Source organism: Streptomyces sp. NBC_00483 (assembly GCF_036013745.1).
In the GTDB taxonomy this organism is placed as follows: domain Bacteria; phylum Actinomycetota; class Actinomycetes; order Streptomycetales; family Streptomycetaceae; genus Streptomyces.
In genome coordinates this window covers 6,740,274-6,761,205 of record NZ_CP107880.1, presented here as the reverse complement: position 1 = coordinate 6,761,205, position 20,932 = coordinate 6,740,274, and the positions used below count along the sequence as shown (strand labels likewise).

At 70.4% G+C, this 20,932-nt stretch carries 20 protein-coding genes; 11 read left to right on the top strand and 9 right to left on the bottom strand.

Going from position 1 to position 20,932, the window contains the following annotated elements:
* Positions 1 to 71: 71 nt before the first annotated feature.
* Positions 72 to 656: an NADAR family protein gene (locus tag OHA73_RS30475; protein WP_266714740.1), complete on the top strand. Its 585-nt coding sequence runs from the start codon at positions 72 to 74 to the stop codon at positions 654 to 656.
* 9 nt (positions 657 to 665) lie between these two features.
* Here OHA73_RS30475 and OHA73_RS30470 read toward each other — a convergent pair whose 3' ends face one another.
* Positions 666 to 1,088 (bottom strand): DUF4190 domain-containing protein, encoded by a 423-nt coding sequence (locus OHA73_RS30470; RefSeq protein ID WP_266714738.1) that lies wholly within the window; start codon positions 1,086 to 1,088, stop codon positions 666 to 668.
* A 98-nt stretch (positions 1,089 to 1,186) separates the two neighbouring features.
* Here OHA73_RS30470 and OHA73_RS30465 point away from each other — a divergent pair, with 98 nt between their 5' ends.
* The 3 genes from OHA73_RS30465 (at position 1,187) to OHA73_RS30455 (ending at position 4,314) form a co-directional block, all read left to right on the top strand.
* Entirely contained in the window at positions 1,187 to 2,254 is a 1,068-nt protein-coding gene (locus OHA73_RS30465) for an adenosine deaminase (protein WP_327656617.1), read from the top strand.
* 100 nt (positions 2,255 to 2,354) lie between these two features.
* A complete protein-coding gene (locus OHA73_RS30460) occupies positions 2,355 to 3,038 on the top strand; it encodes a glycerophosphodiester phosphodiesterase (RefSeq protein WP_327656616.1) in 684 nt (227 codons plus the stop codon).
* A 133-nt stretch (positions 3,039 to 3,171) separates the two neighbouring features.
* Positions 3,172 to 4,314: a serine hydrolase domain-containing protein gene (locus OHA73_RS30455; RefSeq protein WP_327656615.1), complete on the top strand. Its 1,143-nt coding sequence runs from the start codon at positions 3,172 to 3,174 to the stop codon at positions 4,312 to 4,314.
* Here the strand turns inward: OHA73_RS30455 and OHA73_RS30450 are convergent.
* The 4 genes from OHA73_RS30450 to OHA73_RS30435 all read right to left on the bottom strand — a co-directional run bounded on the left by OHA73_RS30450 (position 4,298) and on the right by OHA73_RS30435 (position 8,170).
* Positions 4,298 to 4,840 (bottom strand): HXXEE domain-containing protein, encoded by a 543-nt coding sequence (locus tag OHA73_RS30450; RefSeq protein ID WP_327656614.1) that lies wholly within the window; start codon positions 4,838 to 4,840, stop codon positions 4,298 to 4,300. The two genes, OHA73_RS30455 and OHA73_RS30450, sit on opposite strands and share 17 nt — an antisense overlap.
* A gap of 64 nt (positions 4,841 to 4,904) precedes the next feature.
* Entirely contained in the window at positions 4,905 to 6,107 is a 1,203-nt protein-coding gene (locus OHA73_RS30445) for an ABC transporter substrate-binding protein (RefSeq protein ID WP_266714728.1), read from the bottom strand.
* Between the two features lie 102 nt (positions 6,108 to 6,209).
* A complete protein-coding gene (locus OHA73_RS30440) occupies positions 6,210 to 6,722 on the bottom strand; it encodes a DUF1990 family protein (RefSeq protein ID WP_327656613.1) in 513 nt (170 codons plus the stop codon).
* Positions 6,719 to 8,170, bottom strand: coding sequence for a gamma-aminobutyraldehyde dehydrogenase (locus OHA73_RS30435; RefSeq protein ID WP_327656612.1), 1,452 nt, complete (start codon positions 8,168 to 8,170; stop codon positions 6,719 to 6,721). The genes OHA73_RS30440 and OHA73_RS30435 overlap by 4 nt, the downstream gene beginning before the upstream one ends.
* 166 nt (positions 8,171 to 8,336) lie before the next feature.
* Here OHA73_RS30435 and OHA73_RS30430 point away from each other — a divergent pair, with 166 nt between their 5' ends.
* The 7 genes from OHA73_RS30430 to OHA73_RS30400 all read left to right on the top strand — a co-directional run bounded on the left by OHA73_RS30430 (position 8,337) and on the right by OHA73_RS30400 (position 14,862).
* The gene (locus OHA73_RS30430) at positions 8,337 to 8,852 is read left to right on the top strand and encodes an Lrp/AsnC family transcriptional regulator (protein WP_266714722.1); all 516 of its coding nucleotides are present in this window, start codon (positions 8,337 to 8,339) and stop codon (positions 8,850 to 8,852) included.
* Complete coding sequence (locus OHA73_RS30425) at positions 8,837 to 10,216, top strand: aspartate aminotransferase family protein (RefSeq protein WP_266714720.1); 1,380 nt, start codon at positions 8,837 to 8,839, stop codon at positions 10,214 to 10,216. The genes OHA73_RS30430 and OHA73_RS30425 overlap by 16 nt, the downstream gene beginning before the upstream one ends.
* A gap of 241 nt (positions 10,217 to 10,457) precedes the next feature.
* Positions 10,458 to 11,210, top strand: coding sequence for an ABC transporter ATP-binding protein (locus tag OHA73_RS30420; protein WP_266714718.1), 753 nt, complete (start codon positions 10,458 to 10,460; stop codon positions 11,208 to 11,210).
* Positions 11,192 to 12,361 (top strand): hypothetical protein, encoded by a 1,170-nt coding sequence (locus OHA73_RS30415; RefSeq protein ID WP_266714716.1) that lies wholly within the window; start codon positions 11,192 to 11,194, stop codon positions 12,359 to 12,361. The genes OHA73_RS30420 and OHA73_RS30415 overlap by 19 nt, the downstream gene beginning before the upstream one ends.
* Before the next feature lie 77 nt (positions 12,362 to 12,438).
* Entirely contained in the window at positions 12,439 to 12,852 is a 414-nt protein-coding gene (locus tag OHA73_RS30410; protein WP_267069056.1) for a VOC family protein, read from the top strand.
* A gap of 38 nt (positions 12,853 to 12,890) precedes the next feature.
* Positions 12,891 to 14,066: an LOG family protein gene (locus tag OHA73_RS30405; RefSeq protein WP_327656611.1), complete on the top strand. Its 1,176-nt coding sequence runs from the start codon at positions 12,891 to 12,893 to the stop codon at positions 14,064 to 14,066.
* Between the two features lie 127 nt (positions 14,067 to 14,193).
* Positions 14,194 to 14,862, top strand: coding sequence for an LAETG motif-containing sortase-dependent surface protein (locus OHA73_RS30400; protein ID WP_266714710.1), 669 nt, complete (start codon positions 14,194 to 14,196; stop codon positions 14,860 to 14,862).
* An 899-nt stretch (positions 14,863 to 15,761) separates the two neighbouring features.
* On the opposite strand, the gene OHA73_RS30395 is transcribed toward OHA73_RS30400, so the two are convergent.
* The 4 genes from OHA73_RS30395 to rlmN form a co-directional block, all read right to left on the bottom strand.
* Positions 15,762 to 16,793: an ABC transporter ATP-binding protein gene (locus tag OHA73_RS30395; RefSeq protein ID WP_266714708.1), complete on the bottom strand. Its 1,032-nt coding sequence runs from the start codon at positions 16,791 to 16,793 to the stop codon at positions 15,762 to 15,764.
* Positions 16,793 to 18,406 (bottom strand): ABC transporter permease, encoded by a 1,614-nt coding sequence (locus tag OHA73_RS30390; protein ID WP_327656610.1) that lies wholly within the window; start codon positions 18,404 to 18,406, stop codon positions 16,793 to 16,795. The genes OHA73_RS30395 and OHA73_RS30390 overlap by 1 nt, the downstream gene beginning before the upstream one ends.
* A 41-nt stretch (positions 18,407 to 18,447) precedes the next feature.
* The gene (locus OHA73_RS30385; protein WP_327656609.1) at positions 18,448 to 19,542 is read right to left on the bottom strand and encodes a thiamine ABC transporter substrate-binding protein; all 1,095 of its coding nucleotides are present in this window, start codon (positions 19,540 to 19,542) and stop codon (positions 18,448 to 18,450) included.
* A gap of 233 nt (positions 19,543 to 19,775) precedes the next feature.
* Positions 19,776 to 20,882 (bottom strand): 23S rRNA (adenine(2503)-C(2))-methyltransferase RlmN, encoded by a 1,107-nt coding sequence (gene rlmN, locus OHA73_RS30380; RefSeq protein ID WP_266714702.1) that lies wholly within the window; start codon positions 20,880 to 20,882, stop codon positions 19,776 to 19,778.
* Between the last annotated feature and the right edge of the window lie 50 nt (positions 20,883 to 20,932).

Below are 20,932 nucleotides of genomic sequence, written 5' to 3'. Positions count from 1 at the left end.
TTGTTGCCTTTTGGTTACGCGACGGAATCTGTCGACCGGGTGTCGAGTCCACCTGTAAAACGCAGGACGGAATGTCAGTGGTGCGTGCCAGACTCGCGTGTATGGAGATCGACAGCAGGGAATCGCTGGTCACGGCTCTGGCGGCGGGGACAAGCGTGAAGTACCTGCACTTCTGGGGGCACACACCGCGTAAGGACGGTTCGATCGGGGCGAGTTGCCTCAGCCAGTGGTGGCCCTCGCCGTTCACGGTGGCGGGCGTGGAGTACGCGACGGCGGAGCACTGGATGATGGCGGAGAAGGCGCGCCTGTTCGGGGACGCGGAGGCGGAGCGCCGCGCGATCGCCGCAGGTCATCCGGCGGAGGCCAAGAAGGCGGGGCGCCTGGTGCGGGGCTTCGACGGTGCGGTGTGGGAGCGGGAGCGCTTCGGCGTGGTCGTCGAGGGGAGCGTCCACAAGTTCGCGGCGGATCCGGCGCTGCGGGAATTCCTGGTGGGAACGGGCGAGCAGGTGCTGGTGGAGGCGAGTCCGATGGACCGGGTGTGGGGCATCGGGATGGCGGCGGACGAGGCCGGGGCAGCGGATCCGGAGGCGTGGCGGGGGTTGAATCTGCTGGGGTTCGCGCTGATGGCGGCGAGAGAGCGGCTGCGCACCCCGTAGAGCAGCTGCTCACCCCATGAGGACGGCGATCGCGACCCCGATCGCCGACAGCAGCCCACCGACGCCGCAGATGAGCCCGCCCAGCGCCTGCCCGCCGTTGGTCGCGGCGCCGCGCCCGGCCCGCTGTCTGCCGATCACGCCGAAGATCACCGCGAGCACGCCCGTCACGATCGCGACCGGCCACACCACGAAGCCGACCGCGGTGACGACGCCGAGCACCAGGGCCGCGAGACCGGGCCCGTTGCGAGGCGGCACGGACCCCGGCGGCGGGCCGAGGCCGTATGCGTACCAGTAGGCCTGGTACGAGAACGGTGTCGGGCCCTCGGGACCGACCGGTGGTGGCGGCACGGGCTCGTCCGGCGCCGCGTACGGATTGGCGTACCCGTACGAGGAGGGCGCCGGCGGCGTGCGCCACGGGTCGTACTCGCTCATCCACCCATGCTAGGGACCCCCGTCGTGCCGGGGATCTCCCCGCATACGATGACGAGGACCCCGATCAGCCGATCACCCAAGTTCCTGGGGAGGAAACCGTGAGCCAGAGCCCGAGTCACAGCCAGAGCCAGAGCCAGAGCCAGAGTCTGCAGGCCTTCATCACCGGACTGCCGAAGGCGGAACTGCACGTCCACCACGTGGGCTCCGCCTCCCCCAGGATCGTCTCGGAGCTGGCCGCCCGGCACCCCGACTCGAAGGTTCCGGCCGACGCCGAGGCGCTGGCCGAGTTCTTCACGTTCACGGACTTCGCGCACTTCATCCAGGTGTACCTGTCGGTGGTCGACCTGATCCGCACGCCGGAGGACGTCCGCCTCCTCACGTACGAGATCGCCCGCGACATGGCCCGGCAGAACGTGCGGTACGCGGAGCTCACCCTCACCCCCTTCTCCTCCACGCGCCGCGGCATCGACGCCCGCGGGTTCATGGAGGCGATCGAGGACGCGCGCAAGTCGGCGGAGTCCGAGTTCGGCACGGTGCTGCGCTGGTGCTTCGACATCCCCGGCGAGGCGGGCCTTGAGTCGGCCGAGGAGACGGCGCGGCTCGCCACGGACGACGCGCTGCGGCCGGAGGGCCTGGTGTCGTTCGGGCTCGGCGGGCCCGAAGTCGGCGTGCCGCGCCCGCAGTTCAAGCCGTACTTCGACCGGGCGCGCGCGGCGGGCCTGCGCTCGGTGCCGCACGCGGGCGAGACGACGGGGCCCGAGACGGTGTGGGACGCGCTGAACCACCTGGGCGCCGAGCGCATCGGCCACGGCACGTCGGCGGCCCAGGACCCGAAGCTCCTCGCGCACCTCGCCGAGCACGGCATCCCGCTGGAGGTGTGCCCGACGTCGAACATCGCGACGCGCGCGGTCCGCACCCTCGACGAGCACCCGCTCAAGCAGTTCGTGGACGCGGGCGTGACGGTCACCATCAACTCGGACGACCCGCCGATGTTCTCCACGGACCTCAACACCGAGTACGCGGTGGCGGCCCGCCTCCTCGACCTCGACGAGCGGGGCGTGGCGGAGCTGGCGAAGAACGCGGTGCGGGAGTCGTTCCTCGACGAGATCGGCAAGGCACGCATCATCACCGAGATCGACAGTTACACGGAGAACTGGCCGAATTAAGCCCGCAGTCGGACGAGAGCCCGCGGGGTCCGGGGCAGAGCCCCGCGGCCGATCGCCGGGTGGCGCCCACCCACTCCCGCTCAAGGCCACAATGGTGGCCATGCGCACCGTGACTGCCGTGGCCCACCGAGGCGACCCCTACCGCGTCCGCGAGAACACCCTCCCCTCCTTGCGCTCCGCGCTGGAACGGGGAGCGGACGCGGTGGAGATCGACGTACGACTGACGGGGGACGCCGTCCCGGTCCTGCTCCACGACTCCACGCTGGAGCGCCTGTGGGACCACGAGCGTCCGCTGTCCGCGCTCTCCTCCGACGAGGTGCGCGGGCTGACGGAGGACGGCGTGCCCACACTGGCGGACGCCCTGGAGACGTGCCGGGACGCCCGCGTCATGATCGACCTGCCGGGCGCGGACGCGCGTTCAGTACGTACCGTCGTCGGCGCCGTCCGCGACTGCGACGCGGAGGACCGGGTCTACTACTGCGCGGGCGCCGAGACGATGCTCAAGGTGCGCGCCGCCTCCCCCTCCGCCGAGATCGCGCTCACCTGGACCTCGCTGGCCCCGCCCCGCCCCGCCCTCCTCGCGGCCCTCACGCCCCGCTGGCTCAACTACCGCTTCCCGCTGGTGACCCGGGACCTGGCGACCCGCGTCCACCACGACGGTTACCTGCTGTCGGCGTGGACCCCGGACACGAAGCGCTCGATGCGCCGCCTGCTCGACATCGGCGTGGACTCGATCACGACGAACCGGGTCGACGTCCTGACGTCGCTGCGCGCATACGAGTAGCCGCCCCCTAGGGGACGACGGGGCCGCGCGCCAGGGTCGAGATCATCCCGTGCGACGAGCTGCCGCGGCCGACCTGAACCGAGGATGGTCCGTGTCGGCCCGACCGGGCCAACTCCCTTGCCAGGAGGCAGCTTTGAAGCGTCGACTCGCCCTCGCCCTGTCCACCGCCCTCGCACTCGGTGCCGTCGCCGTGCCGCTCGCCGCGGCCGTCCCGGCGCAGGCCGTGGTGGCGCAGGCCCCTGGCGCCCCCGACGCGAAGGCGCTGGCCAAGTCGCTCGCGGGCCTGCCGGACGCCGACGCCACCGCGGCCCTCGTCCGGGTCGGCGGCACCGGCGGTTCCTGGCACGGGACCGCGGGCGTACGGGACCTGCGCAAGGGCGCGAAGGCCCTGGAGCACGCGGAGTTCCGGGCGGGCTCCACCACGAAGGTGGTCACGGCGGCGACAGTGCTGCGCCTCGCCGCCGACGGAGACGTCGACCTGGACGCACCGGTGCAGCACTACCTCCCCGCCCTCTTCCGCGGCACGAACTTCGAACAACCCGTCTCCGTCCGGCAGTTGCTCAACCACACCAGCGGAATACCGGCCGGCGACGGCTGGGGCGACGCGTTCGCGGACCAGTACGCGCACCGCTTCGACGTCGTCACGCCCACGCAGGTCGCCGCTTCGGCGCTCGCCAAGGACCCCGCGTTCACGCCTGGCACACGCCAGCAGTACCTGAACATCAACTACACCCTGCTCGGCCTGCTCGTGGAAAAGGTCACGGGCGACTCCTACGCGAAGGTGGCGACCCGCCTCGTACTGCGCCCGGCAGGCATGCGACACACATACTTCCCCGGCACCGACCCACGCGTCCACGGCCCGCACAACCGCGGATACCAGCTGGTCGACGGGGAGTTCGTCGACGTGACGGAGTGGGTGCAGGCCGACCGGTCGGCGGCGGGCGACATGATCTCCACGACCGCCGACCTGGAGCGACTGCTCACCGCCCTCTTCCGGGGCCGGATCGTGCCCGCGTCGCAGCTCAAGGAGATGTTCACGCTACCGGCCGGCGTCGACGGCGCCACGATGAGCGCAGGCCTCCAGAAGATCGAGATCGACGGCCGCGTGTACTGGGGCAAGTCCGGTTCGCGGTACGGCTACAGCACCGGGATCGCCGCCTCCTGTGACCTGTCCCGGACGGTCGTCTACTCGGTCAACGCCACGGACGCGAAGGGCGAGGAGATGAACCCCGTCGCCCAGCGCATCGTCATGGCCTCGGTCAGGAACGCGGCCTGACCAACCGGTGTGCCACCCCGTGCGACACGGCCGTCGCCGCGGCCGCCCAGGCGACCCCGGCGACGACGTCACGGGCCCGGCCCGGCCGCAGCACCCCGGCCTTCTTCAGCCGCCCCCTCGCCCACAGGGCGAACGGCACGACGAGCACCGGCGAGGTCGCGACGCCCGGGGTGTAACCGCGCACGGCGACGGCCTGGCCGATGTGCAGCAGCCCGTGCGCCCCGAACCCGTTCAGCATGGCCTGGTACGTGCCGCTGCGGCCGCCGCTCACCCACCCGGCGACGGCCCCCGCGCCGACGATCCCGGCCATGACACCGACGGCGGCCGTGAACTCCCGCTCGTCGACACCCTCCATGCCCCGCCACACCCGCTCGGGCACACCCGGCCACCGCTCACGCAACTCCGGCACGTTCTTCCGGATCCAGCGCGGAGCGGTGAGTACCTCTTCGGTGTCGTGCAGCGCCCAGGCGGCGAAGAGCCCCAGGGTCACCGCGGCTCCGACGGACGACTGGTCATCAGCGGTCATGGCCACAGCCTATGACGGCCTCAACTCGGCTTCTTGGAAGCCTCGTTGTGACACTCGTCGCGTCTCACAGCCCCGCGATCCTGTTCCACCGCTTCGAGAACTCGGTCCGCTCCGCCGGCCTGATGTCACGGGCGATCGCGAGCCGTGAGCGCATCCGGTCGTCGGGGAAGATCAGCGGGTCCTCCGCGAGTTCGGCGGTCTCCTTGTCCTTGGAGGAGGCGAGCACGTCGCGGGCCGCCGGGACCGGGCAGACGTAGTTGACCCACGCGGCGAGCTCCGCCGCGACCTCCGGCTGGTAGTAGTAGTCGACCAGGCGCTCGGCGTTGGCCTTGTGGTCGGCGAGGTCGGGGATCATCAGGGACTCGGCCCAGAGCTCGGCGCCCTCCTCGGGCACGACGAACTCGATGTCCGGGTTGTCGGCCTGGAGCTGGATGACGTCGCCGCTGTACGCCTGGCAGGCGAGGACGTCGCCGCTGGAGAGGTCCTTGATGTAGTCGTTGCCGGTGAAGCGGCGGATGTGCTTCGCCTTCACCAGCTTCTCGACCTGGTCGCAGACCTTGTCGAAGTCGGCGCCGGTCCACTTGGTGATGTCGACGCCGTTGCCCTGCATGAGGAGGGCGAAGGACTCGTCGAGACCGGAGAGGAGGGTGACCCGCCCGGCGAGGTCGTCCGCCCACAGGTCAGAGACGTGTTTGATCTCGCGGCCCAGCCTGCGCCTGTCGTACGCGATGCCGGTGATGCCGGACTGCCACGGCACGGTGTACTTGCGGCCCGGGTCGAACGCGGGCGAACGCAGCAGCGGGTCGAGGTACTTGGTGACATGCGGCTGCCGGGCCCGGTCCATCTCCTGGACCCAGCCGAGGCGCACGAAGCGCGAGCACATCCAGTCGGAGATGACGATGAGGTCGCGGTCGGTCTTCTGGTGGTTCATCAGCGACGGGCTGATCTTGCCGAAGAACTCGTCGTTGTCGTTGATCTCTTCGGTGTACTTGACCTGGATCCCGGTCCGCTTCTCGAACGCGTCGAGGGTGGGCCGCTTCGACGGGTTGTCGTCGTCGACGTCGATGTAGAGCGGCCAGTTGGCCCAGGTGAGCCGCTTCTCGTCGGCGGACAGGTCGTGTCCTGCCCGCTCCCCCGGCGAGACGTACGCGGCGGGCACCCCGCAGCCGGTGGCGAGGCCGCCGACCGCCGCGGCCGCGGCACCACCGCCCAGGGCGCGCAACAGGGAACGACGGTTGACCTGGTGGGTTATCGGGTTCGCTCGCACGAACTCAGCCTCCCGCCCCGGGACTTGACGCCACAATGGACGCTGCGTCGAGCGCCGGGGGCCGGGGCCGACACCTTGTCGATCCGCGCGCACCCGACCCGCTCACCCGGCCGCGTCCGCGACGGCCCGCAGATACCGCCCGGTCACCCACTTCTGCACGCCCCGCGCCACCGGCCCGCCGAGCCGCGCGTACCACCGCCCCGGCCGCGAGAACGCCCGGATCCGGAACCACACGGCCCCGTCCGCCGCCCGCTCGACGAGGAACGCCTCCTCGCCGCACTCCGGATGCCCCGGCAGCGTCCCGTAGGCGAATCCGACGCACGACGGTTCGCGCACGACGCGTACGACCCGGCAGGGAATCCGCAGGAACAGCGCCCGCAGCACCACGTCCGCGCCCTCCCGGACGTCGCCGTCCGGTGTCACCCGGAGCCCGGCCCCGCGCTGGGCGCCCCACGCGAGGACCGCCGCACCGGCCCGCTCGAAGCACTCCTGCCCCGAGCCGATCCGGACACGGCGGTCCATGTGGGCGTACCCCGGCGGCAGTTCGCCTGCCGCCAGGGTCGCGCCGACCTCGCTGTAGGTGAGGTTCACCCGCAGTTTCACCCGCGGGCTCACGCGTCCAGCGACGTCATCACGTGCTTGATCCGCGTGTAGTCGTCGAAGCCGTACGCCGACAGGTCCTTGCCGTAGCCCGACTTCTTGAAGCCGCCGTGCGGCATCTCGGCGACGAGCGGGATGTGGGTGTTGATCCACACGCAGCCGAAGTCGAGGACCTTGGACATCCGCATCGCGCGGCCGTGGTCCTTCGTCCAGACCGAGGAGGCCAGCGCGTAGTCGACGTCGTTGGCGTAGGACACCGCCTGCTCCTCGTCCGTGAAGGACTGGACGGTGATGACCGGGCCGAAGACCTCGTTCTGGATGATCTCGTCGTCCTGCTTGAGGCCCGAGACGACGGTCGGGGCGTAGAAGTAGCCCTTCTCGCCCACCTGGTGGCCGCCGGCCTCGACCTTGGCGTGCGCCGGGAGCCGCTCGATGAAGCCGGTGACCTGCTTCAGCTGGTTGGCGTTGTTCAGCGGGCCGTACAGCACGTCCTCGTCGTCGGCCGCGCCGGTCTTCGTCTCGGCGGCGATCTTGGCGAGCGCGGTGACGAACTCGTCGTGCACCGACTCGTGGACGAGCACGCGGGTGGCCGCGGTGCAGTCCTGGCCGGCGTTGAAGTACCCGGCCTCGGCGATGCCCTCGGCGGCCTTCGCGAGGTCGGCGTCCTCGAAGACGACGACCGGGGCCTTGCCGCCCAGCTCCAGGTGGACCCGCTTGAGGTCCTTGGCGGCGGACTCGGCGACCTGCATGCCGGCGCGCACGGAACCGGTGATGGAGGCCATCGCCGGGGTCTTGTGCTCGACCATCGAGCGGCCGGTGTCGCGGTCGCCGCACACCACGTTGAAGACGCCCTTGGGCACGATCGAGCCGATGATCTCGGCCATCAGGACCGTGGAGGCCGGGGTGGTGTCGGACGGCTTGAGGACGACCGTGTTGCCCGCGGCGAGTGCGGGCGCGAACTTCCACACGCCCATCATCATCGGGTAGTTCCACGGCGCGACCTGCGCGCAGACGCCGATCGGCTCCCGGCGTACGAAGGAGGTCAGGCCCTCCATGTACTCGCCGCCGGAGCGCCCCTCGAGCATGCGCGCGGCGCCCGCGAAGAAGCGGATCTGGTCGAGCATCATCGGGATCTCTTCGCTGCGGGTGAGCCCGAGCGGCTTCCCACAGTTCTCCGACTCGACGGCGATGAGCTCCTCGGCGCGCTCCTCGAACGCGTCCGCGATCTTCAGGAGGTACCTCTGGCGCTCACCCGGGACCAGGTCGCGCCAGGCCGGGAACGCGGCCTCGGCGGCGGCCATCGCGGCGTCGACGTCGGCCTGCCCGGACAGCGGCGCGGTCGCGTACGCCTCGCCCGTGGCGGGGTTGACCACCTCGGTGGTCCGTCCGTCGGCGGCGTCCTTGAACTCACCGGCGACAAAGTTACGTAGCTTACGCAGCCGTCCCAGCTCACTCGTGCTCACTGCCGGCCTCCTGACTGTTCGCTGTCCAAAGATTGAGACGCCCACCCTAGACGGTGGACCGACGTTTTCGACACCCCCTACCCCTGTTGAACTACGGAATCCGTGAGGTTGAACCTCGCAAACAACGAATTTCATCGATCCGGGCTTGCGAAACGGATGAGTCCTCGTGCACAGTGAGGCCGTGGCCAGTCGTAGCGCAGACCCCAAGGGACCCAGTTCGAGGAACGGCAGCAATCCGCCGCTCGACTCCGTCTCCCTCGCCATCATCGAACAGCTTCAGGAGGACGGCAGGCGTCCGTACGCCGCCATCGGAAAGGCCGTGGGCCTGTCCGAGGCGGCAGTGCGCCAGCGCGTCCAGAAGCTCCTCGATCAGGGCGTGATGCAGATCGTCGCCGTCACCGACCCGCTCACCGTGGGCTTCAGGCGGCAGGCGATGGTCGGCATCAACGTCGAGGGCGACCTGGATCCCGTGGCGGATGCGCTCACCGACATGCCGGAGTGCGAGTACGTCGTGATGACCGCGGGCTCGTTCGACCTGATGGTGGAGATCGTCTGCGAGGACGACGACCACCTTCTGGAGGTCATCAACCGACGCATCCGGGCCCTCCCCGGAGTGCGCTCCACCGAGAGCTTCGTTTACCTGAAGCTCAAGAAGCAGACCTATATGTGGGGAACCCGATAGCCGTGAGCAAGGACCTCAGCCGAACCGCGTACGACCACCTGTGGATGCACTTCACCCGCATGTCGTCGTACGAGAACGCGCCCGTTCCCACCATCGTGCGTGGCGAGGGCACCTACATCTACGACGACAAGGGCCAGAAGTACCTGGACGGCCTCTCCGGCCTGTTCGTGGTCCAGGCAGGTCACGGCCGTCAGGAGCTCGCCGAGGTCGCCGCCAAGCAGGCGGCCGAGCTGGCGTTCTTCCCGATCTGGTCGTACGCCCACCCCAAGGCCGTGGAGCTGGCCGAGCGCCTGGCCCACTACGCGCCGGGCGACCTCAACAAGGTCTTCTTCACCACCGGTGGCGGCGAGGCCGTCGAGACCGCGTGGAAGCTGGCGAAGCAGTACCACAAGCTCAACGGCAACCACACGAAGTACAAGGTCATCTCCCGCGCGGTCGCCTACCACGGCACCCCGCAGGGCGCCCTGTCCATCACGGGTCTGCCGGCCCTCAAGGCCCCCTTCGAGCCGCTCGTCCCGGGCGCGCACAAGGTGCCGAACACGAACATCTACCGCGCCCCGATCCACGGCGACGACCCGGAGGCCTTCGGCCGCTGGGCCGCCGACCAGATCGAGCAGGAGATCCAGTTCGAGGGCCCGGAGACGGTCGCGGCCGTCTTCCTCGAGCCGGTGCAGAACGCCGGTGGCTGCTTCCCGCCGCCGCCCGGCTACTTCCAGCGCGTGCGCGAGATCTGCGACAAGTACGACGTGCTGCTCGTCTCCGACGAGGTCATCTGCGCCTTCGGCCGCCTCGGCACGATGTTCGCCTGTGACAAGTTCGGCTACATCCCGGACATCATCACCTGCGCCAAGGGCATGACGTCCGGCTACTCCCCGATCGGTGCGGCCATCGTCTCCGACCGGATCGCCGAGCCGTTCTACAAGGGCGACAACACGTTCCTGCACGGCTACACGTTCGGTGGCCACCCGGTCTCCGCCGCCGTGGGTCTCGCGAACCTCGACATCTTCGAGCGCGAGGGCCTCAACCAGCACGTGCTGGACAACGAGGCGAACTTCCTCAACACGCTGCAGAAGCTGAACGACCTGCCGATCGTCGGCGACGTCCGCGGCAACGGCTTCTTCTACGGCATCGAGCTCGTGAAGGACAAGGCCACCAAGGAGACGTTCACGGACGAGGAGTCCGAGCGGATCCTGTACGGCTACGTGTCGAAGAAGCTCTTCGAGTACGGCCTGTACTGCCGCGCCGACGACCGTGGCGACCCGGTCATCCAGCTCTCCCCGCCGCTGGTCTCCGACCAGTCCACCTTCGACGAGATCGAAGGGATCATCCGACAGGTCCTCACGGAGGCCTGGGAGAAGATCTGATCCAGGCCTGAGCCGGGACCTGATCCCGGCCCGGTCCAAGGTCTGAGCCAGCGCGGCCACGGAACGCCAACTGGCTTGATAAACGGCCCGGTTGCACCCATCCGAGTGAGATGGGAGGCAACCGGGCCGTGCCCTTCTCCGGCCCGCGTCCGCGCGTCCTTACGGTGCCCAGTGACCGATCGGCCCCGCCTTCGTTCCCCCGATAGGGGGAAGGCAACTGATCAGAACCGAGGTGTACGTCATGGTGGCCCCGCCGGACAACGACGTGCTGTGGGCGCGTGCCCTGCACTTTGCGCACAGCGGATCGGACAGCGGCTCCCCCGCGCTCACCGGTGTCTCGCTCGGTGTCCGCGAGGGCGAGATCCTCGCCGTCACCGGGCCGCGCGGCAGCGGGAAGACGACGCTGCTGCGCTGCCTCTCCGGTCAGCTCCTGCCGCAGCAGGGCGAGGTGTGGTTCAACAGCACGCCCGTGCACACGATGGGCCCGCTGGTCCGCGAGCGGCTGCGCCGCGACCGGTTCGGCTGGATCGACCCCGAGCCGGTCCTCGTTCCCGAGCTGAACGTGTGGGAGAACGCCGCCCTGCCGCTGATGCTGCGCGGCACCCCCCGGCGCCCCGCCAAGACCGCCGCCCACGAGTGGCTCGACCGGCTCGACGTCGGCCGCCTCGCCCGCAAGCGCCCGCACGCCCTGTCCGTGGCCGAGCGCCAGCGCGTCTCCATCGCCCGCGCCCTCGCGCACGCCCCGCACGTGGTGTTCGCCGACGAGCCGACCGCGACCCTGCACCGCGCCGACAGCGCCCACATCATGCGCACCCTCACCGCCGCGGCCCGCTCGCACGACATCACGGTCGTCCTCGCCACCCACGACTCCGCGGTGGGCGCGCTCGCCGACCGCACGGAGTCGCTGCTCGACGGGCGCCGCGTGCACACCGTGCCGCTGCCCGAGAAGGCCCCCGAAGCGGAAGGCCGGGCCGCGTGCTCGCTCTCCGTCTAGCGCGCGGCGCGCACCCCCTGGTCCAGCTGCGCAGACTCCTGGTCGCCGCCGCATCGGCCGGCACCGGCTTTCTGCTCCTGTGCACGCTCGGCCACGCGCTCGGGCACCCGGAGACCGCGGCCAACTCCCTGCTGCGCCTCGCCTGGTGCGCGCTGCCGATCGCCGCGACGGTGTACTTCGCGGTCGCCGTTGCCCGCTCCGACCCCGGCACGCAGCCGCGCGCCGGCCTGTCCGCCGTGGGCCTCGGCCCGGCCCGCCTCACCCTGCTCGCCGCGATCTCCACGGCGATCGCCTGCACGCTCGGCTCGATGCTGGCGCTGCTGTTCTTCCTGCATCTGCGGGGCGACCTCTCCGGCCTTCCGTTCGACGGCGCGGCCAGCGGACTGCTCGCCGCCGACCGGCCCCTTCCGCTCGCCGCCACGCTCACCCTGCTGACCTGGGTGCCGCTCGCGGCGTCCGCGGCGAGCGCCCTCGCGCTGCGCCCTCAGCTCGCCCGGCCCGTCAGGGGCACCGAGGAACCCCATGAGCCGGCGGCCGCTCCGACCGGACTGCCGTGGGGCTTCGCGCTGCTCGCCGCGGGCCTGGCCGTGGAGACGTACGCGGCGAGCGCGCGCGGCGCCGCGGGCTCCCGGCTGCCCGGCGGCCTCACCGGCAGCCCCACCGGCGTGCTCGCCGGGTGGACGCTGACCGCGCTCGGCCTGGCGCTCGCCGGTCCCGGGCTCACGTATCTGTGCGGGCGCGCGCTGCAGTCCGTACGCCCCTCGGCGGTGCGGCTGCTCGCGGGCCGGGTGCTCCAGGAGGAGGCGCGACGCGTCGGCCGCCCGCTCGGCGTGGTCTGCGCGGTGGCGTCGGGGGCGTACGCGGCGGCCACGGTGTACGGCGAGCGCGAGGGGTCGGCGGCCGGCGTCGGGCCGCTGGCGACGCTCGGCGCGGTGCTGGTCGTTGGCTGCGCCGTGGCGACGCTGGTGACCGCGTCCTTCGAGGCCCGCCAGGCGCGGCGGCACACGACGCAGGCGCTGCTGCGGATCGGCGCGCCCGCCACGGCGCTGCGCGGGGCGGTGGCGCTCAGGGCCTGCGCCCTGCTGGTCGTGTTCGGGCCGCTGACCTGGCTCGTCGCGGAACTTTCGGCGGCACCGCTGACGGCGCGATGAGTTTTGACGACACTGGCCGTCTACATGTTCGTACGCACCACACCACTTCACTTCTCCGAGAAGGCGACGGACACATCATGAGCGAGTACCAGCAGATGATCTTCGTGAACCTGGCCGTGAACGACGTGGCGGCGTCCACCAAGTTCTTCACGGAGCTGGGGTACGAGCGCAACGCCCAGTTCTCGGACGACTCCACCAGCTCCATCGTGATCAGCGAGCACATCGTGATCATGCTGCTCACGAAGGAGAAGTACGCGGGCTTCACCAAGAAGACGATCATCGACTCCACGAAGAACAGCGAGACGCTGCTGGCCCTGAGCGCCGAGAGCCGGGAGAAGGTCGATGAGCTCGTGGACCGGGCGATCGCCGCGGGCGGCACCGAGACCGGCGAGAAGCAGGACCACGGCTTCATGTACGGGCGGGCCTTCGACGACATCGACGGGCACACCTTCGAGGTCATGTGGATGGACCCGTCGGTCGTCGAGGGCTGACCAACGCCCGGGCGCCCGCCCGTGTTTAGCATGGGCGGGTGCCGACTCCAGAGCAGTCCCCCGAACCGTCCGTGCCTGCCACCACCTCCGACCGCGAGATCGAGACGCTCGCGGAGTTCGACGAGGTGGTGGCCGCGCGCGACACGCTGGCCGGGCACCGGGTGCAGGCCGTCGACCTGACGGACCGTACGACGCGGCTCCTCGCCACCGATGTCGAGGGCGCCATATTCCTCGGCTGCCCGATGGACGAGCGGGCCGCGGCCGAGGTCAGGGCGCGCGGCGCGCTGGTCTTCCCGCCGGTCCCCGGCCTCCCCTTCGACCCGTACCGCGGCCGCCTCTACGCCCCCGCCGAGCTCTTCGAGGGCCTGTCCTTCGAGGGCGGCTACGCGGCCACTCCCGACGCCCGCGCGTACGAATGGTTCCAGCGCACCAAGACCGACGGCGACGTGTTCGCGTCGATGCTGCGCGCCGTGCACGACGACTCGGTCTCCGACGCGCTCGATGAACTCCTCGTCGGGGCCCGGGTGGTGGGCGTCATGGGCGGTCACGCGATGGCGCGCGGCACGGAGGCGTACGCGGGCGCCGCACGGCTCGGCCGGACGCTGGCCCGCGCGGGCCTCACGGTGGCGACGGGCGGCGGCCCCGGGGCGATGGAGGCCGCGAACCTGGGCGCGTACGCGGCGCCGTTCGCCGACCCGATGCTCGATGACGCGCTCCAACTCCTCGCCAAGTCGCCTTCGTTCACTCCGTCGATCACCGACTGGGCGGACGCGGCCTTCGCCGTGCGGGAGCGCTGGCCGGGCGGCGGCCCTTCCGTGGGCATCCCCACCTGGTTCTACGGGCACGAGCCGCCGAACGCGTTCGCGGAGCACATCGCCAAGTACTTCGCCAACGCCACCCGCGAGGACGGCCTGCTGGCCCGCTCCAACGCGGGCGTGATCTTCCTGCCGGGCGCGGCGGGCACGGTGCAGGAGATCTTCGACAACGCGACGCCCAACTACTACGAGTCCCGCGGCGAGCCGACCCCGATGGTCCTGGTCGGCCGCGCCCACTGGACCGAACGCCTTCCCACCTGGCCGCTGTTGCAGGCGCTCGCCCGCGAGCGGTCCATGGAGGACCGGATCGCGCTGGTGGACACGGCCGATGAGGCGGGCGAGGCGATCGAACGGCTCGGTCGGTCACTCGGTCAAGCGCCGGTCAAGAGTGACCGGTGAGGACCTCAAGGCATTGACGCTGCGTCACGGTCACCGATAAACCATCGGTGACCGTGGGGGTGTTGAGCTTCGAGGTGCGTTCGCACCGTGCCGCGCCCCTCTCTCCCAGCACATGTGAAGGACAGCTGTGTCCGTAGCCCCCCGCATATCTCCGCGCATCTCCTCCAGAGCGGCCCGCTTCGCCGGCGTGGCCGCCGCCGCGACGGCCCTGACGCTCGGCGTCGCAGGCACCGCTTCGGCGTGCGACATCAGCGAGTTCACCGCCAAGGCCGGCTGCGACGGCCAGCAGGGCGTCATCACCGTCACCGACGTGGACACCTCCGGCACCCCGGCGACCGTCACCGTCTTCCGTACGTCCGGCGGCTCCGAGGCGCAGGTCGGCTCCCAGGTCGTGAAGGGCGCCAAGGAAGGCGCCACGATCACCTTCAAGGAGGCCTGGAAGCCGGGCGCGACCTACCGCGTCCACGTGAAGACCGACCGGTTCAACGTCGACAAGGACATCCCCGGCGGCGTCACCGCCCCGGCCACGGCGTGCGCCACCGAGAAGCCGTCGACGCCTCCGACGTCCGCGGCGCCCAGCACGTCGGCCCCGGCCGAGAAGCCGACCCCGTCCACGAGTGCCCCGGCGGCGGCCCCCGCCCCGAGCAACTCGGCCTCCCCCGCGGGTGATTCGAACCTCGCCGAGACCGGCTCCAGCAGCAACACCCCGATGATCGCGGGCATCGCTGCCCTCCTGGTCGTCGCGGGCGGCGGCGTGGTCTTCGCACTGCGCCGCAAGGGCTCCACGCAGAAGTAGTCGCCGGGTGGGCGCCGTCCGTAGACGACGCCCACCTTCGCGCTCGGCGGTGGCATACGGGTGGGCTACGTCGACGGCGAAGTGACCGGGTGCGTCGACGGCGGAGTGGCCCGGTGTGCCGACGGCGAGGTGGCCCGGTGTGCCGACGGCGAAGTGGCTCGGTGTGCCGGACACCCCGCCTCGGCACGCCGTCGGGCCGTTTCCCCGCTCATCTCCCACCCACCCGCCCCCTCCGGGGGCTTCGGCCCGCGCGGGGTGCCCCACCCGCTGCGGCCAACCGCCCCCGCCGCGCACAATCCGCCGCCAACCACGGCTCCCCACCCCGACCGGTCGACGCCGCCCCCCGCCGTGGGCAACGCCAACCCCGGCTCCCCACCCATTGCAGTCGACGCCAACCGCCTTGGGTAACGCCCACCACGGCTCCCCACTCGCTGCCGTCGACCGCACGCGCCTTGGGCAATCCGCCGTCAGCACGGCTCCCCACCCTTGGCGGTCGACGCCACCCGCCTTGGGCAATCCGCCGTCAGCACGGCTCCCCACCCACTGCGGTCAGCCGCCACCGCCTTGGGCAATCCACCATCAGCCACGGCCCCCACCCTTGGCGGTCGACGCCACCCCGCCTTGGGCAATCCGCCGTCAGCACGGCTCCCCACCCACTGCGGTCAGCCGCCACCGCCTTGGGCAATCTGCCGCCTTGGGCGGCAGGGTGGGCAAGGCGGCACCCCGGTGCCGCGTAACGAGAACGACAGGCGCCGACCACGGCCCGGTGAAACCCCGGTGCCGCGCAACGCTGGGGACGGCGTCGACCACGACACGGTGACGGTCCCCGGTGCCGCGCAACAAGAACGTCAGGCGCCAACCCCGGCCCAGCCCCAAAACCCCGGCACCACCCGGCTCCGTCAGGAACCCCCCAGCACCACAATCTCCGCCGCGTCGAACGCGACCCCGACCTCGTCCCCCGGCTCCGGCGCCTCACGCAACGCGCAGGCCGCCTCCAGGCGAGGCGCATCCCCCGGCTGCAGGTGCAGCGCAACGTGCGTACCGCGGAAGGTGCGCCCGGTGACGGCGCAGGTCAACTGGGCTTCGGCGGCAGGGACGAGCCGTACGCCCGCAGGCCGCACGAGAAGCCGGCAGACCCCCTGCTCCGCCCCCTCCGGCACCGGAACCTTGCCCCAGGGCGTGTCCGCCACCGCCCCGGTCACCGTCGCCTCCACGACGTTGTCGAACCCGAGGAACCGCGCCACGAACTCGTCCGCCGGCTGCTGCCACACCTCAAGAGGCGTACCGGTCTGGGCGATCCGCCCGTCCCGCATCACCACGACCCGGTCGGCGAGCGCGAAGGCCTCACCCTGGTCGTGCGTGACGGCGAGCACGGTCGTCCCCAACTCGCCGAAAAGTTCCCGCAGTTCAACGACAAGGCGCTCACGCAACGAACGGTCCAGCTGCCCGAGCGGCTCGTCCAGCATCAGCAACCGCGGCCGCGGCGCGAGCGCCCGCGCAAGAGCGACCCGCTGCTGCTCCCCACCGGACAACGCACCGACCGGCCGCCGCTCGGCACCAGGCAGCCCGACAAGCCCCAGCAACTCCCGTACGCGTTCCGCCTGTTCACCCTTGCCGGCCCCATGCATCCGAAGCCCGAAGGCGACGTTCCGCCCCACGTCACGCTGCGGGAACAGCTGGTGGTCCTGGAACATCAGGCCGACGCCCCGCTTGTGCGCGGGCACCCCGGCCTGGTCGGCGCCACCGAGCAACACCCGTCCCCCGTCCAGGGGTTGCAGCCCGGCGACGGCCCGCAGCAGCGTCGACTTACCACTGCCGCTCGGCCCGAGCACGCACACGATCTCGTGCTCGGCGACCTCCAGGTCCACGTCGTCGAGCACGGCGCGCCCACCGAACCGTACGGTCGCGTCGTCCAACTCCAGCAGCGACATCAGAACTCCCCGGTCGAGGCCTTGGCGGGCCGAATCCGTTCAAGGACGAGCAACGAGGCCGCGCACACGACCATCAGCACCGTCGAAAGGGCCATCGCCTGCCCGTAGTTGAGGTCACCGGCCCGCCCGAGCAGCCGGGCCACGGCGACCGGCAGCGTCGGATTGTCGGGCCGCGCGATGAACACGGTCGCCCCGAACTCACCGAGCGACACGGCGAACGCGAACCCGGCCGCGACCAGCAGCGCCCGCCGCACCATCGGCAGATCGACCTCCCGCCAGGCCCGCAGCGGCGAGGCCCCGAGCACGGCGGCCGCCTCCCGGAGCCGCCCGTCGACGGCCCGCAGCACCGGCAGCATCGTCCGCACCACGAACGGCACCCCGACCAGCGCCTGCGCGAGCGGCACCAGGATCCACGTGGACCGCAGGTCGAGCGGCGGCTTGTCGAGCGTGATCAGGAACCCGAACCCGACGGTCACCGCCGACACCCCCAGCGGCAGCATCAACAACGCGTCGAACCCGCGCACGAGCCGCCCGGCCCGCCGGGTGAGCGCTGCGGCGGCCAGCCCACCGATCACCACGGCGATGGCCGTGGCGGCGAGCGCGTACTCCAGCGAATTCCAGATCGCGTCGATCGGCGGTACGAGGAAGGTCCCGCCGTCGGCGTCGGTGAGCGCCCGGTAGTACCCGAACCCGTACCCGCCCGGAGCGTCGAGCGAGCGCTCGACGAGCACCCCGAGCGGCAGCACGATCAGCAGCGCGACGGACACCAACACGCCACCCAGCAACGCCCATTGCCCGGCCCCGCGCGGCCTGCGCGACGTATGCGCGGCGTCCACGAGCCGCAGCGCGCTCTCCCGCCGCCGCACGGTCCACGCGTGCACACCGAGGATCAGCCCGACGGCCACGAACTGCACGATGGTCAGCACAGCGGCGGTCGACAGATCGAAAATCTGCGCCGTCTGCCGATAGATCTCGACCTCAAGAGTCGAGAACCCGGGCCCGCCGAGAATCTGCACAACACCAAAAGACGTGAACGTAAACAGAAACACCATCAACGAGGCAGCGGCGACAGCAGGCCCGAGCGCCGGCAGCGTGACCTTCCGCCACGCCGCGAACCGCGAGGCGCCGAGCATCCGCGCGGCCTCCTCCTGCCGAGGATCGAGCTGCGCCCAAAGCCCGCCAACAGTCCGTACGACAACGGCGTAATTGAAGAAGACATGCGCCAGCAGAATCGCCCACACCGTCGTGTCGAGCCGGACTCCCCACAGCTCGTCGAGCAGCCCGCCATTGCCGACGAGCGCGAGAAAAGCGGTGCCCACAACGACGGTCGGCAGCACGAACGGCACGGTGACGACGGCCCGCAGCACCTGCTTCCCGGGGAACTCGAACCGCGCGAAGACATACGCGCCGGGCAGCGCGACGAGCAGCGTCAGCACAGTGGACGCGACCGCCTGCCACACCGTGAACCACAGGACGTGCCGGATGTCGGACTGCCCGAGCACGTCCAGGATCCGTCCGAACTGCCAGACGCCGTCGACGTGCAGTCCGCGCTCGACGATCGCGACGACCGGATAGGCGAAGAACAGCCCGAAGAACACGACGGGCAGAGCCATGAGCCCAAGCCGCGCCGCGTTCCCCTTGGGTGCCTTGACGACTACTTCAGTACGAGCGACGTCCACGACTTCACCCAGTCGTCCCGATTGTCCGCGATCTTGCGCGGGCTCATCGTCTCGGGATCGTCGATCTTCACCGCGTACTTGGTGTAGTCGGCGGGCGCGGTGGCGTTCTCCGTCACGGGGTCGACGAACATGTTGAGCGGCATGTCCTCCTGGAACTTCTTGGAGACCAGGAAGTCGAGCAGCGCCTTGCCGCCCTTCTCGTTCTTCGCCCCGTTCAGCAGCCCCGCGAACTCCACCTGCTGGAAGCAGGTCCCCTTGGCGACCCCGACCGGCGAGGTCTTCGGCTGCGGATCGGCGAACACGGCCTCGGCGGGCGGCGAGGACGCGTACGACACGACGAGCGGCCGGTCACCGCCGGCCTTCTTCCCGCCGGCGCTCCCGCTGAACTCCTCGTTGTAGGCCTGATCCCAGCCGTCGACCACCTTCAAGCCATTGGCCTTCAACTTCTTCCAGTACGGCTGCCAGCCGTCGTCGCCGTACTTGGCGGCGGACCCGAGCAGAAAGCCGAGACCGGGCGACGACGTGGACGCGTTCTCCGTGACCAGGAGGTTCTTGTAGGCCGGCTTGGTGAGATCGGCGAAGGACGACGGCGGCGCGAGATCGTGCTTCTCGAAATAAGCCTTGTCGTAATTGACGCAGAGAGACCCGGTATCAACAGGAGTAACCCGGTCCTTCCCCTTGTCGAGCCGATACTCGCCCTCGACCTCATCAAGCCCCTTGGCCTTGTACGAGGAGAAGATCCCGTTGTCGAGCGCCCGCGAGAGCAGGGTGTTGTCGACGCCGAAGAAGACGTCGCCCTGCGGATTGTCCTTGGACAGGATCGCCTTGTTGACGGCCTCGCCGGCGTCCCCGTCCTTGAGGACCTTGACCTTGTAGCCGGAGCTCTTCTCGAAGTCCTTCAGTACGCCCTTCGAGACGGCCCATGAATCGTGACTCACGAGGGTCACGGTCCTGGAGTCACCGCCGGCACCGGAGCCACCGCCGGACGCCCCGCAAGCGGACAACGCGACGAGCCCGACCCCCACGACCACGGCGACATACGCGCTGGTGGCCGACTTCTTCTTACTCACTACTTCATTCCTCCTGGAGGTGACCAGGAGAAGACGCGGCCCTGCCCGGAGCCTTCTGGCAACGACGGCCAGGGCTCCGGGCAGGGCGCAACAGCTTGAGTGGTGTCCGAACTTCCTACCCGGAATGACCCGGGCAAGGTCCAGAGGGTCTGCGGCCGGTTGCCGCACTCTCAGCGCTGTGGCGCTCCCCTGTCGGAAATGCAGATGTAGTTGTCGTGCTTACGACAGCCAGGCTACCGCTCGGTCGCCGCCAGCTGTCCACAGGCTCCGTCGATCTCCTGGCCACGGGTGTCCCGGATGGTGACCGGCACGCCGTGCGCGGCGATGGCGTCGACGAAGGCCTTCTCGTCCTCGGGCCGCGAAGCGGTCCACTTCGACCCCGGGGTCGGATTCAGCGGAATCAGATTCACATGCACCGGCTTCCCCTTGAGCATCCGCCCGAGCCGGTCACCGCGCCACGCCTGGTCATTGATGTCCCGGATGAGCGCGTACTCGATCGACAGCCGGCGCCCGGACTTCGCGGAGTACTCGAACCCGGCGTCGAGCACCTCGCGCACGTTCCACCGCGTGTTGACGGGTACGAGAGTGTCGCGCAGCTCGTCGTCAGGAGCGTGCAGCGAGATCGCGAGCCGGCACTTCAGCCCCTCATCGGTGAACCGGTTGATGGCGGGCACCAGCCCGACCGTCGACACGGTGATCCCGCGCTGGCTGAGCCCGACGCCGTCCGGCTCCGGGTCGGTGAGCGCGCGGATGGCCTGGATGACCCGCTTGTAGTTGGCGAGCGGCTCGCCCATGCCCATGAACACGATGTTGCTGAGCCGCGCGGGCCCGCCGGGAATCTCCCCGTCCCGCAGCGCGCGCATCCCGTCGACAATCTGATGCACGATCTCACCGGTCGACAGATTCCGGTCGAGGCCGGCCTGCCCGGTGGCACAGAACGGGCAGTTCATCCCGCACCCGGCCTGCGACGAGATGCACATCGTCACCCGGTCCGGATACCGCATCAGCACGGACTCGACGAGCGTCCCGTCGAACAGCTTCCACAACGTCTTGCGCGTCGTTTCGTTGTCGGTCGACAGATGCCGCACGACGGTCATCAGCTCCGGCAGCAACGCCTCCCGCAGCTTCTCGCGCGACCCCGCGGGGATGTCGGTCCACTCCGCGGGATCGTGCGCGTACCGCGCGAAGTAGTGCTGCGAGAGCTGCTTGGCGCGAAACGGCTTCTCACCGATCGCAGCAACAGCTTCCTTCCGCTCAGCAGGCGAAAGATCAGCAAGGTGCCGCGGCGGCTTCTTGGCTCCGCGGGGGGCGACGAACGTCAGTTCTCCGGGCTTAGGCATAGCCCATCCAGTGTCGCAGACAAATGGGGGTGACCTGTGGTCGTCGCCCT

Excerpts from the sequence above, each read along its gene's own strand:
- OHA73_RS30460 (WP_327656616.1), top strand. The coding sequence starts at position 2,355 with ATGCGCACCGTGACTGCCGTGGCCCACCGAGGCGACCCCTACCGCGTC.
- OHA73_RS30390 (WP_327656610.1), bottom strand. The coding sequence starts at position 18,406 with ATGGCTCTGCCCGTCGTGTTCTTCGGGCTGTTCTTCGCCTATCCGGTC.
- OHA73_RS30470 (WP_266714738.1), bottom strand. The coding sequence starts at position 1,088 with ATGAGCGAGTACGACCCGTGGCGCACGCCGCCGGCGCCCTCCTCGTAC.
- OHA73_RS30475 (WP_266714740.1), top strand. The coding sequence starts at position 72 with ATGTCAGTGGTGCGTGCCAGACTCGCGTGTATGGAGATCGACAGCAGG.
- rlmN (WP_266714702.1), bottom strand. The coding sequence starts at position 20,882 with ATGCCTAAGCCCGGAGAACTGACGTTCGTCGCCCCCCGCGGAGCCAAG.
- OHA73_RS30410 (WP_267069056.1), top strand. The coding sequence starts at position 12,439 with ATGAGCGAGTACCAGCAGATGATCTTCGTGAACCTGGCCGTGAACGAC.
- OHA73_RS30420 (WP_266714718.1), top strand. The coding sequence starts at position 10,458 with ATGGTGGCCCCGCCGGACAACGACGTGCTGTGGGCGCGTGCCCTGCAC.
- OHA73_RS30395 (WP_266714708.1), bottom strand. The coding sequence starts at position 16,793 with ATGTCGCTGCTGGAGTTGGACGACGCGACCGTACGGTTCGGTGGGCGC.
- OHA73_RS30450 (WP_327656614.1), bottom strand. The coding sequence starts at position 4,840 with ATGACCGCTGATGACCAGTCGTCCGTCGGAGCCGCGGTGACCCTGGGG.